Source organism: Streptomyces sp. GQ60, assembly GCF_059758875.1.
The window spans coordinates 37427-48976 of sequence record NZ_JCAXEG010000030.1 but is presented as its reverse complement, the minus strand read 5'-3'; the positions used below and the strand labels follow the sequence as shown (position 1 = coordinate 48976).

Annotated in this window: 10 protein-coding genes and 1 pseudogene; 8 read left to right on the top strand and 3 right to left on the bottom strand. The window is 69.8% G+C overall.

Going from position 1 to position 11550, the window contains the following annotated elements; genetic code table 11:
* Positions 1-160: 160 nt before the first annotated feature.
* Complete coding sequence (locus AC6CKD_RS36200) at positions 161-1456, bottom strand: Fic family protein (protein WP_498333422.1); 1296 nt, start codon at positions 1454-1456, stop codon at positions 161-163.
* A 181-nt stretch (positions 1457-1637) separates the two neighbouring features.
* Between AC6CKD_RS36200 and AC6CKD_RS36195 the strand changes: the two genes are divergently transcribed.
* Both AC6CKD_RS36195 and AC6CKD_RS36190 read left to right on the top strand, forming a co-directional pair.
* Positions 1638-1808, top strand: coding sequence for a hypothetical protein (locus AC6CKD_RS36195; protein WP_498333421.1), 171 nt, complete (start codon positions 1638-1640; stop codon positions 1806-1808).
* Between the two features lie 89 nt (positions 1809-1897).
* Positions 1898-2080 carry a hypothetical protein gene (locus tag AC6CKD_RS36190; RefSeq protein WP_498333419.1) on the top strand — a complete coding sequence of 61 codons (183 nt, stop codon included), beginning with the start codon at positions 1898-1900 and terminating at the stop codon, positions 2078-2080.
* A gap of 136 nt (positions 2081-2216) precedes the next feature.
* Here the strand turns inward: AC6CKD_RS36190 and AC6CKD_RS36185 are convergent, their stop codons facing one another.
* On the bottom strand, positions 2217-2777 hold the full coding sequence (locus AC6CKD_RS36185; protein ID WP_498333417.1) for an NUDIX hydrolase: 561 nt from the start codon (positions 2775-2777) through the stop codon (positions 2217-2219).
* Positions 2778-3146: 369 nt separating this feature from the next.
* Here AC6CKD_RS36185 and AC6CKD_RS36180 point away from each other — a divergent pair, with 369 nt between their 5' ends.
* The 6 genes and pseudogenes from AC6CKD_RS36180 to AC6CKD_RS36155 form a co-directional block, all read left to right on the top strand.
* The gene (locus AC6CKD_RS36180) at positions 3147-5036 is read left to right on the top strand and encodes an ATP-binding cassette domain-containing protein (RefSeq protein WP_498333415.1); all 1890 of its coding nucleotides are present in this window, start codon (positions 3147-3149) and stop codon (positions 5034-5036) included.
* 140 nt (positions 5037-5176) lie between these two features.
* Positions 5177-6064, top strand: coding sequence for a phosphotransferase enzyme family protein (locus AC6CKD_RS36175; protein WP_498333413.1), 888 nt, complete (start codon positions 5177-5179; stop codon positions 6062-6064).
* Complete coding sequence (locus AC6CKD_RS36170) at positions 6061-6534, top strand: NUDIX domain-containing protein (protein WP_498333410.1); 474 nt, start codon at positions 6061-6063, stop codon at positions 6532-6534. Before AC6CKD_RS36175 ends, AC6CKD_RS36170 begins: the two co-directional genes overlap by 4 nt.
* Before the next feature lie 153 nt (positions 6535-6687).
* On the top strand, positions 6688-7776 hold the full coding sequence (locus AC6CKD_RS36165) for a bifunctional class I SAM-dependent methyltransferase/NUDIX hydrolase (protein ID WP_498333405.1): 1089 nt from the start codon (positions 6688-6690) through the stop codon (positions 7774-7776).
* A gap of 204 nt (positions 7777-7980) precedes the next feature.
* Positions 7981-8574: an NUDIX domain-containing protein gene (locus AC6CKD_RS36160; protein WP_498333403.1), complete on the top strand. Its 594-nt coding sequence runs from the start codon at positions 7981-7983 to the stop codon at positions 8572-8574.
* A 50-nt stretch (positions 8575-8624) separates the two neighbouring features.
* A pseudogene (locus tag AC6CKD_RS36155) lies at positions 8625-9371 on the top strand (PIG-L deacetylase family protein); the annotation flags it as partial.
* A 1530-nt stretch (positions 9372-10901) separates the two neighbouring features.
* On the opposite strand, the gene AC6CKD_RS36150 reads toward AC6CKD_RS36155, so the two are convergent.
* A complete protein-coding gene (locus tag AC6CKD_RS36150) occupies positions 10902-11483 on the bottom strand; it encodes a YdeI/OmpD-associated family protein (protein ID WP_498333401.1) in 582 nt (193 codons plus the stop codon).
* Between the last annotated feature and the right edge of the window lie 67 nt (positions 11484-11550).

Below are 11550 nucleotides of genomic sequence, written 5' to 3'. Positions count from 1 at the left end.
CGAGAGCTGATCGCCGATCATGTACAGCGCCACTGACAACGACTCTCCGTGTCGGCTGGGATGCATGGTGGCTCACTCGCAAAGAACGATGGCCGTTCGCAAACCGTGCTGGCCGGTGGGACTTAGCGCTGTACTCGGCGACGGTCGCCAACTGGGGCGCTCACCTGGATGTCGAGCCGGTCGAGTCGGCGCTGCGGCGCCGGGTCTCCGTGAGATGGACGTTGATGTAGCGGACAAGGATCAGCGGGTCCTGCGGTGCGTCGGCCTCGAAGGTGATGCGGCGCAGGAGGCTGACTGCGTCGAGTGCGATGCCTTCGCGGGCGAGGACGAAGACGAGGGTGAGGAAGGCGGAGCGGGCGTTGCCGTCGTCGAAGGGATGGACGAAGCAGACGTCGAGATAGGCGCGGGCGGCGCGGGCGGTCAGCCCGAGAGGGCGGCCTACGTCGGGTGCGCTCTCGGCCAGGCACGTGTCGAGGCGGGCAGGTGTGTCCGGTCCGATGCCGTAGCGTTCCCGGCTTCCCTTGGCGAAGGCGGGTACGGTGCGGAACCGTGGCGGCTGTGGGGTGCCCAGGACGTGCTGCTGCCAACTGCTGAGCAGTGTGAAGTCGAGCCGCGCTCCGCGTGCCGCGGCGGCTCGGACCAGTTCCAGGGCGCTGATCAGGCCTTGGGCTCGGGCAGGGTCGATGGCGCCGTCGAAGGCCCGGATGTCCTCCGCCGCGCCGTCGCAAAGGGGCACCACCGGCCCCTCCGTACCGCCGTCCGGGATCTCGTGCCACGGCACCGATTCGCGTACCGCGAGCCAGCGCTGCAAGTGGTCTTCAGTCGGCCCGTCGGCGCGCGTACGGCCGTCTGCCGGCTGCAGAGAGAGCGCGAGCTGCTCCGCGACATCGTCGACCACCACCGTGTCAGGACCTGTCCAGCTGTGGAACCGTCCACCAACCGCCGCGTCGACCAGGCTCTGGGCCACGTCGGGCGCGACTCCCCACCGATTGAGGAACCAGGTGAGCACTTGGCGGCAGTGGCCGTGCCATCCGCTGCCGCACCCAGTGCGGTCGACGACCTGCAGGATCAGATTCCTCGCCGTGCGCTCCCACAAGATCCGCTGGTCCTCGATGCCGGCCAGGTCCAGGGGGTACGCCTCGAACCAACCGGCGAGATACTCCAGCCACTCGCGCCACTCGCGCAAGGCCGCCTCAACACGGGCCAGTGTCTCTTCCGGCGTCGTGATGGAGTCCCGCGGACAGCACCAGTTCCCTACCGGTCCGCCGTCGAAATCCCCCTCGTCGTGCGACCAGCGCCACCCCACTGTCCAGCGGCCGTACTGCTGAACGAGGGCGTACGACATGGCGTCAGCCCAGGACTCGGCCTCGCCGCGACTCCAGGTACTCATCGCGGGGTCCCCGAAAGGGACGTCCGGGCGGGTAGGCACACACCGGGCCGGGCCGAGCGAGCGCACCGTCCGCGCTACGGACGCGCCGTCGAAGGTTTGACGGGCGGGGTCCACGTCGTCCCAGGTCAGGAAGCGAGGAGCCAATTCAACGATCACTACGCAAGCCTGCCAGGCCCACCCGGCGCCCCCAAAGCGGTTTTCCCCGCTCAGGGCCGACCACGTCCCGGCACGCAGCGTCGATGCCGTCGTGTGCAACTCGGCGATACGGAAGACCGACGTCGCCGCCGCCGTGGTCACCGCAGTGCGCCGAATCCTGCGGCCCAGTGGCCGGTTCGTCTTCAACATCGGCGGCCCCTTCGCCGGCGTAGCCCACCCGACTCTCTGGTCCCGCCAACCGGCCCCTCCGTCACCTCCCTGATCCAGCAGATCGCCGCCCCGGACTACGGCATCACGCCGACCCCTCCAGCCGTCCCGCCGAAGCTGCCGCTCCCGGCCATCACGTACCTCTTGGCCGACGCCGGGCTGGCCGTCACCACCGCAGAGGTCACCGGCCAGCGCACCACCCTCGCCGAAAGGGCGGCCTGGATGTCCATCCCGGTTTTCCCCCACGCCGAGGCCCCCTCCTACGAGCAGAAGAGGGGATCCTCGCGGAGGCAACTCCTCATGCCAGACCTGACGACGTCACGGTGACGAGCTGGCTCGTCACCAGCGCCGAACGTCCGCAGGCGGCATTGTGACTCCGATCCGTTCTGCCGCAGCGCTGTCCACCGTGCCGTACATCCCGCGCGCCGGTCGACAGCTGCCGGGACTACCGACGGCGGACGGGCTACACGGTCCCGGCCAGCGTGGTGGCCGCCCGCGCGATCCGGGGCCCGACCAGGCGCTCCGCCAGCTCCAACGGGTACCAGGCGGCCCCCGTCACCTCGGAGTCCTGGATGCGTCCGACCTCGGCTGCGGGCGTCGCGAAGGCATAGCCGATGTCCAGGTGGTAGTGGTCTGGCTCATCCTTCGCGGGCCTGGCCGGCACCTGGCCGAACTCGACATATGCGGGGTGCGCCGAGAGGGGGACGACCAGCTCCGGGTCGATTCCGGTCTCCTCGGAGAGCTCCCGCAGGGCGGCGCCGAGCAGCGTGGTATCGGTCGGTTCGAGATGCCCACCTGGCTGCAAAGTGATCCCGTACGCGCGGTGTTCGATCAACAAGACCTCGCCGCCATCCCGTACCAGCAGGGCTCCAGCAGTCACGTGCATCGGGAAGGCTCGGCGCGAGGCGAACCCTTGGCCTTCCGTCAGGAGGCGCAGCGGCTCGGCCAGCTGTCCGGCCTCCTGAGGGTAGCGCTCCAGGTAGGCGGTGAGCACGCCCGCGATATCAGAATCAGTGATCGCCACAGCTACTCACCCCCATGTCGCCGCAAAGGGGGGATTCCGCCGAGACCGGCCGCTCGAGGCGGCCAACGGGCACGTGCACACTCTGCTCCACAGGGGTCCGTGGGGTACGAGAAGCCTCGAACTCTACAAGCGCGCCCTGCCTGATCGGCCCCAACGCGCCCTCGCCCTTGCGGTGTTTGAAACCCTCGGCGATTCGGCCAACCCCCTTAAGTGGCATAGGCGTTGCAGGGCGCGGGTCGGTGTAGCTCCCACGATCCGACAGCCGCTTGATTCCGGGATTTCATGGCCGACCGAAACACATGTGTTCGAAAAATCAGCGGCTGTCGTTGAGCTTCCGACAGCATCCGAACGGCGATCCAGGGGGACCTGATGACCACATCCGGACTGCACGGCCAACCGGCCGACACACTGCCCCCACCGCCGCCGGCGGAAATCACATACAGCGGGCAGTACTCCGTCAATCCGCTCGCCGAGGTCTCCTTCCGGAAGATGTGCGCCACGCTCCCTGCGGTCCTGGCCCGGATCGGCCGCCTGTCGTGGCGGACCGACCGGCAGGCCGTCCGGCTCCTGATCGGGTGCCAGATCATCACAGGCGTATCCGCCGCGGTGCTTCTGGCCGCCACCGCCCGCGCGATGGGGCCCGTACTCGGCTCCGGAAGTGCCGGCGACCGTCTCCAAGGCGCTTTGCCCGCGCTGCTCGTGGTCGCGCTCGCGGCCACGATGAACCGTGTCTCGGGGGCCGTGGCCACCTACGCCGAACGGCGGGTCACTCCCCGGCTGACCTCGGAGACGGACAGCGCCCTGGTCGAGGCGGTCTGCCGGGTCGAGGCCGCGGCCTATGCCGGGGACGGCTTCTCCGACCGGCAGGAGGCGGCCGAGATGGGGGTGGTTCGCACCCACGTGATGGTCACCGATGCCCAGCGCTTCATGTCCTCGGTGATCCGCCTGGTCGCCGCCGGCAGCGTCCTGTCCTTGCTGAACGTGATGATGCTGCCCCTGTTGCTCCTCGCCGTGCTGCCAGCCGGTATCGGCGCCGTGCTGACCGCCCGCGTGGACTACGAAATCCACTACTCCAACATCTCCGACAGAAACGTGCGGGGGATGATGCGCTGGTGGGCCACCGCATCCCAGTACAGCGACGAGGTCCGCGCCAACAGCATGACCGACTACCTCGTCTACTGGTACCGGGCCCTGTCGGACCGGTGCGACAGGCGGAACCTCACTGCCGCGCCCCGGACCCTGCGGATCTCCCTGCTTTCCGCGCTGGCCGGCGGCGTGTTCCTACTGGCGACCTGGGGAGCGCTCGCCTGGCTCGCGGTGACCGGCCGGATCGAACCGGCCATCGCCGCCACGGCAGTCATCGCCGTCCAGACCGCGCTCGCCGCCCTCTCGCAGGTCGTCATCAACGGCGCCGCGATCTTCCACACCAGCCTGTACCTCACCGACATGCAGGCTTTCCTCGACGAGGCCGCCGCCCGCACTCCCCAGCGCGGACCGCACGAGATCACCGGCCCGGTCGAGGAAATCCGGCTCGACGAGGTCGTTTACCAGTACCCGGGCAAGGACCGCCCCGCAGTGGACGGTGTCTCCCTCACCCTGGAGCGTGGACAGATCCTCGCGATCGTCGGAGCCAACGGCTCGGGGAAGTCGACCCTGTTGCGACTGCTCACAGGGATCTACCTGAGCGACAAGGGCAAGGTCACCTGGAACGGAAGCGACCTCGCCGCCACCGACCCGGGCACCGTCTGGCGGCGCACCGGCCTGGTCCCGCAGGACTTCGCCAAGTGGCCGCTGCGGGTGCGCGAGAACATCACCCTCGGCCAGCCCCGGACCCACGACGACGGCCCCGTATGGGAGGCCATCGACGCAGTCGGTCTGCGCGAAGCCATTGAAGAACTGGCCAACGGCTTGGACAGCCTCCAGGCACGCGACATCTGGGGAGGTGTCGAGTTCTCCGGCGGGCAGTGGCAGCGCGAGGCGTGCGCCCGGGCGCTGTACCGCAAGCCCGATCTGCTGATCTTGGACGAGCCGACTTCTCAGATGGACCCTCGCGGTGAGCACCTGATCTTCGAGCAGATCAAGGCGATCGCCGCCGAGCGGATCACGATCATGGTCACCCACCGCCTGGAGAACACGAAGATCGCGGACCACATCGTCGTGATGGAAGACGGCCGGATCTCCGAGCAGGGCCGCTTTGACGATCTTGTCCACGGCGGTGGGACCTTCGCGGAGCTCCTGGCGCTCTCCCAGGACCGCTAACCACTTCGCCTGCTCCTGCGGCCCGCGCGCGAAGCGGCGGGCCGCACATCACCGAGGGAGAAGCCCATGCCTGATTTCCACACCACGGCCGAGGTGCGCGGCTGGCGTGCGGCCGCCCTTTTCATGGAGGGAAGCGCAGCGTGAAGCAGACGTCGAAGCCCCTGCCCTCGTTGCTGCTTCGCTGGGCGGAGGAACGGATCGGGGCCGTCGCGGCGGTACGTGACGCCTCACACGACTGGGACCGATCCCGGGTGTGGGAGCTGGAGGGCAGCGGCGGGGTCTCCTGGTACCTGAAGGTCTCGCCCAGCGAGAAGTTCTACGTGCGGGAGAGCCGGGCGTACCGTCATGTCGTTCCTGCCCTGGGGCACACCCGGGCACCGCAGCTCGTCGACAGTCAGGCCAGGGACCTGGTCCTGCTGCTCACCGCGATCCCCGGCGCCCCGGCGAAGGAGCTCGGCCTGGAAATCGTCGAGTGGCGGGCGGTGCACCAGCAGGCGGGAGTGCTGTGTGCCCGGCTTCACGAGGCCGGGGAACTCGAGTCCGCCGATCGAGGCGAGGCCGAAGCCTCCCTGGACGCCGCTGCAGACGGAGCGGAGAAGTACCTCGCTCGCGCCGGGGACCGGCTGACCGAGGACGAGCAGCAGCTGATCCGGGACCACGCTTCCCGGCTTCGCCGCGTCGGCCCCGTACCCGTCGGCTACATCCATGGCGACAACCAGCCCAGGAACTGGATGGTGTCCGAGGGCGTGCTCGCGCTCATCGACTTCGAGCGGGCCAGGCCGGCGGCCTGTGTGCAGGACTTCGTCGTCCTCACGGCCACCCAATGGGCCGACCATCCGGACCGCGAGAAGGCGTTCTTCCGGGGGTACGGGCGGTCGCTCACCGACGCCGAGCGGCAGGCCCTGCGCTGCCTGACCGCGCTGGACGCGGTCAACTGTCTGGCCTGGGGGCCGGACAACGGAGACGAGCTCGTCACGGCCCGGGGACGGCGGACCCTGGACCGCCTCATGAGGGAGGACCGCCCGTGACCGCGGTACACCGAAGCATCGGCAACGTCATGGTCCTGCTCCAGCGCCCCGGCGACGGCCGGGTCCTGACCGTGCGGCACCAGGAGACGTCGTGGCACTCCCCCGGGATGCTGACTGTGGTCGGGGGGCGCCTGGAGGAAGGCGAGTTCCTCGACGTGGGTGCGGCGCGGGAGCTCGCCGAGGAGGTCGGCATCCAGCTCGCCCCGGACCGGCTGCGGTTTTGCCAGCTGCCCCACTTCCACGCGGCGGACGTCGAGCGGGTGATCGGCGCCGTTTTCACGGTGCGGGAGTGGGAGGGCACCCCGTACAACCGCGAGCCGCAGACGCACAGCGAACTGGTGTGGGTCGATCCTGTTGCGCCGCCGCCCGACTGCCATCCGTTCACGCACTCGGTCGTAACCCATTTCGCCATCGGCCAGCTCTACGCGAACGTCATCGCCCCACAGCTGCCGGGTGGTGAGACCGGGTGACGACGGCCTCCACCCAGCCGACCCAGGCGCGCAAGCGCGTCTCCCCGGACCTGCGGCGTCTCGTCGGCAGCGAGTGCGCGAGCTTGTCAGGCTCGGCGGTCAGCACCGTCGCCCTCCCCACCCTGGCCGTGCTCGATCGCCCGCGGGATCGAGGTGCCCGAACTGGAGCAGTGGAACTGGGGAATCGAGGGCGCCGGGCCCGGGATCGAGGTCCTCGGCGAGGTATCGGGACTGCGGGTCCTCGACCTCGGCAGCGGTCTCGGACGGCATGCCGCACGCTTGGCCGCCGCGGGCGCCGACGTCACCGCCGTGGACGCCTCCCCCGCACAGCACGAGCGTGCTCTGGCACGATACCCGCAGACTCCCGGCCTGCGCCTGGTGTGCGCGGACGCCGTGAACCACCTGCGGGACTCAGATCCGTACGACCTGATCTACTCCGTCTGCTCGTTCCCGTACCTGGACCCGGCCCGCCTCCTGCCCGCCCTCACGAACGCTCTTCGGCCCGGAGGGCGCCTGCTCTTCTCCGCGCTGCACACGAACTCCGCCGGGGTCGGCCCCGCCACCCAGGTGGCTGCGCGGCCCGAGATCCTGCGGCTGCCCGGCACCACCGAGGACCATCCCGTGAACATGTCGACACTGACTCCGCAGCTGTGGGAGGACCTCCTCGGCGAGCGCGGCCTCATCATGGAGTCGGTCACCGCGATCGACTCCCCGCAGCCGGACAGCACGGTCTCCTACCGGCTGTACTCTGCCCGTCGCCCCGAGCGGGTACCGAGCCGCCCACGCAGCAGCGCTCCACCAGCACCGACGGCCGCGCTGGGCGTCGGCGTGATCGTCCACAGCCCAGAGGGCGTCCTGCTCGGGCTGCACCGCCGCGGAGCCTGGGAGCTCGCCTGTGGAACTGTGGAGCCAGGCGAAAGCCTCGCCGAGGCCGCTGTCCGTGAACTCCACGAGGAGACCGGGATCGTGGCCGACCCCGATGCCGTGCAGGTGCTGGGCACGCTCCTGGACCGGGTGGGCGACGTCGTCCGGATCACGGTCCCCGTCCTCGTCACCCGCTGGACCGGCACCCCCCACCAGCGTGAGGAGGCCCTTGGGTCATGGAGGTTCTGGCCCGCCGACGCACTGCCCCAGCCGCTCTTCGTGCCGAGCGCCCAGTGCCTGACGGCCTGGGACCCCACCCTCCCCCTCGACCACCCGCCCGCCCACTTCCAGCCCTACGAACGGCGCGGCCAGCCCTAGCCCGACGGCGCCACACGGGCCCGCGTGAGCCTGGGGCCTTCGGGACCCGCACGACCACCCTCACCACCTTGGGAGTGCCATGCCCCCGTACACGTTCCACGCCAGTTCGCCGCGCATCCACCGTGCTCCGCCGGGCAGGCGGGTCGCCCGCCGAACAGCCTTGGGCCTCCAGCCGGTGGAGCAGTCCCAGACGAAGGAGTCGGCATGATCGACGGCTGGACCACGGTCTCGTCGACCGTCCAATACACGGGAGTCCGGGTGGTGGTGCGCCGGGACTCCGTCCGGCGCACCGACCAGAGCATGGGCACGTACGAGTACACCGACTCCGCCGACGGCGTTCGCGTCGTGGCCCTTGACGCCTGCGGCCGGATCGCCCTGGTGGAGGAGAACGTCTACGTCTGCGGACAACGGCTGCTGATGTGCCCCGGCGGCGGATGCCGGCCCGGCGAAGATCCCCTGTCGGCCGCACGCCGAGAACTCGCTGAGGAAGCCGGGATCCGCGCCTCCGAGGTCGAGCTGCTGACGATGATGTGGCGGATGCCTGCCGGCGCGCGTACCCGCGAGCACCTGTACCTCGCCCGGGGTCTGAGCATCGGCGAGCACCACCGGGAACCGAGCGAGGCCGACATGGAGCTGCGCTGGGTCACCTTGGACGAAGCGGTGGCGATGTGCGGCGACGGCCGGATCACCGAGGCCGGCACCCTCGCGGCGATCTTGCTGACCGCGCAGCGCACCACCGTCGAGTCCACTGCTCCGCCCGCCTCAGCCACCGACAAGGGCTCGGAACCAAGCCCGTAACCGCCAACCACCACGTCCCCGCACACCGACTCCCCTGTCTGGAGACACCCGTGACACAACCAAAGCCCTCCCTCCTCGCAGTCTTCGCACACCCCGACGACGAAGCGCTCCTCGCTGGCGGCGTCCTCGCGCAGCACGCCGCCTCGGGCGCGGCGACCGCCGTGGTCACCGCCACCTGGGCCGCCGACACGCACCGGGCCGCCGAACTCGCCGATGCCCTCGCGATTCTGGGGGCCGGGAAACCCCGGATGCTCGGCTACGCCGACGCCCGCGTTCCCGAGTCCGCGCCCGGCCGGACCCGCCTGTGCGAAGCACCCCTCGATGATGTGGTCGGGCAGATCGTCGGCCACATCCGTGAGCTGCGGCCGGACATCGTGATCACCCACGACCAGTACGGCCAGCTGACCGGCCACCCCGACCACCTGCACACCCACCGCGTCACCCAGCTCGCCGTTCACGCCGCCGGTCTCCCGCACCTCTACCCCGAGGCAGGCGAACCCTGGACGCCAGGCGCCCTGTACCTGGCGACGCACCCGCAGTCGGGCGTCGGTGACCTCGGCCCCCTTCTCGCGCGCGTTGGCAAGACGGTCCGCAGCAGCCCCGACGGCCAGGTCACCGCGAGCGTCGACGTGGGGCCCGTGGCGGCGACGAAGTGGGAGGCCATCCTCGCGCACCGGAGCCAAGTCGAAGGCCAGCGTGCCCTGCCCGCTCTTCTTTCCGGCGTCCCGGACGACGTCCGGCACCGGATCCTGGCCACCGAGTGGTACACCCGCCTGGACACCAGTCCCCTGGCCGGCCCCGTGCAGGGCTCCCTCACACCGCAACCGCCGTACCCCGCCGTGTGGGACACGATCGCCATGCTCGGCGAACTGTTCACCGGCCTGGACACCGAGCGGGGCATGACCCCGGAGCAGCAGTGGACGCTGCAGGTCCTCAAGGTCGCCGAAGAGGTCGGCGAAGCCGCGCAGGCCGTGGTCGGCGCCTGGGGCACGAACCCCCGAAAGGAACAGGGTTCCTGGCTGCATGTCCAGGAGGAAGTCGCGGACACCGCAATCACCAGCATGGTCACGCTGTACCGGATGCTCGGCGCCCAAGCACCCGGGTACCTCGCTGAGGTGCTCGCCCAGAAGTCCGCAAGGTTCAAGGAGCTGTGATGCGGAGATTCATGAGGCCAGAGCGGCTGTGGGGTGGATCGCAGTTCTGGACGCGGATCCACCTCGGCTCCGCTCGCGCCGCTGCACCCGCACGGGCCTGAACCCTGGCTACGGTCGTGCAGTTGCCGAGGAGGTTTGACGGCCGGTTCCGTACCTGCTGCCGTGGACTTGCGCCACCAGTCCGTTGAGGGGGTACTCATCCGGGTGGAGCAGGGCCTGAACGTCCGGCTGAACCGGGACACCGTGGTGCGTAAGCGCCGTTCCGTCGGAGCCCGCACGGAGCGGAGGACCTGGGTACGTATCGAGCGCCGGGGCTTCGAGCGGATTGGTCAGCAGGGGGCTGGAACGGCACCGAAGCCGCCGCGGTGTTGCAAGGGGTCTGATGCCCCAGTGGTACCAGGGCGTGACGTGGCGGGAGGCAGGCGAGCCGGCGATGTGGAGGGCCGACGTACTGGAGCTGGTCACCGCGCAGCCGCTCGGCGAGGGCGCCCTCGTACGGGAGAATCGGGGGCTGCCCGAAGCCTGGTGGGCTGGACTGAACGGCTCGCTCGATGCCCTGTCCTCGCAGCCCACGTACCGAATCGCCCCTCCGGACACGGAGCGGATCACGCAGCAGCTCGTCACCAGGAAGTTGGGGCGAGGTGTTCCCTTCGACCACGGACACCACCGTCGAAAAGTGGGTGCCCGCCCACGGGGACTGACGTGGGCGAACGTGATGGGGCCGGCGTTCTGCCTCATCGACCGGGAGGACTGGGGGAATGGCCCCCGCGGGCTGGACGCAGCGACCCTTTGGGGGAACCCATCGCGGCCGCGTTGTCCGGCCATGCCGGGGAGAACAACATCGCGTCGCGCACCAGGGACCTTCCGGCATCGTCGCCTTCAGGAGGTCGGCCCACCGGTCGGTGCCCTCCGCCTTCAGCCGGGCCGCGTTGGCCACAACGGCCTTTGGCTCCGGCGGTCACACGGCCCATCTGCGGCAGAAATGTGCCGCGGTCGGCTCTGGCCTGCTGGAGCCCGACGAGCTGGCGGGCCATCACCGGCCGGTAGGTCATCGCGGCCGTCTGCGGGGCGCAGGCTCGCTTCTGCGGTGCATCCGGCCGCCCGCGCGGGTGAGTTTCCCGCCGAGGGCCTTTCGGGCAGGTGTCGGACCCGCTAGACCCCCAGCGCGGTTGATCATGATGGCCGCTCGGACCTCGCCATCGTCGCCACCATCCGCTCCAGGCGGACCAGCCTGGTCTTCTCCGTGCGGGCGGTCACCAGGCTGAGATACAGGGCGAACTGGTCGGACTTGGCGAGTGTCTCGTAGAACGCCCGCGCCGTCGGGTTCGCGTCGAGCGCCTCGACGAGATCCGGCGGTGCGGTGGCGTTCTTCTGCGAGGCGTATGCCGTCGCCCAACGACCGTCCGCACGCGCCGCCTCGACCTCGGCGAGGCCGCGGGGGCGCATCCGCCCCTCGGCGATCAGGGCCTCAGCCTTGTCGACGTTCACCTGCGACCAGGGCGAGCGCGGGCGGCGGGGTGTCGTGCGCTGCAGGAAGTACGTGTCGTCGAAGCCGCGCCGCAGACCGTCGATCCAGCCGAAGCAGAGCACCGTGTCGACCATCTCCTCCCAGGTGAGCGACGGGATACCAGTATGCTTCTTTGCGATCTTCACCCAGAGCGCGGTCCGCTCCCCGTGATGCTCGTCGAGCCATGCCTCCAACTCGGCCGGACTCGCGGGGACAAGAATCTCGACACCGTCCTCGTATTTCTTCATAAACAGCAGGCTAGAGTCCATATAGGACAGATTCTGACCTATTCCAGCTTGCCGTTTAACTCGAGCA

Excerpts from the sequence above, each read along its gene's own strand:
- AC6CKD_RS36180 (WP_498333415.1), top strand. The coding sequence starts at position 3,147 with ATGACCACATCCGGACTGCACGGCCAACCGGCCGACACACTGCCCCCA.
- AC6CKD_RS36160 (WP_498333403.1), top strand. The coding sequence starts at position 7,981 with ATGATCGACGGCTGGACCACGGTCTCGTCGACCGTCCAATACACGGGA.
- AC6CKD_RS36150 (WP_498333401.1), bottom strand. The coding sequence starts at position 11,483 with ATGAAGAAATACGAGGACGGTGTCGAGATTCTTGTCCCCGCGAGTCCG.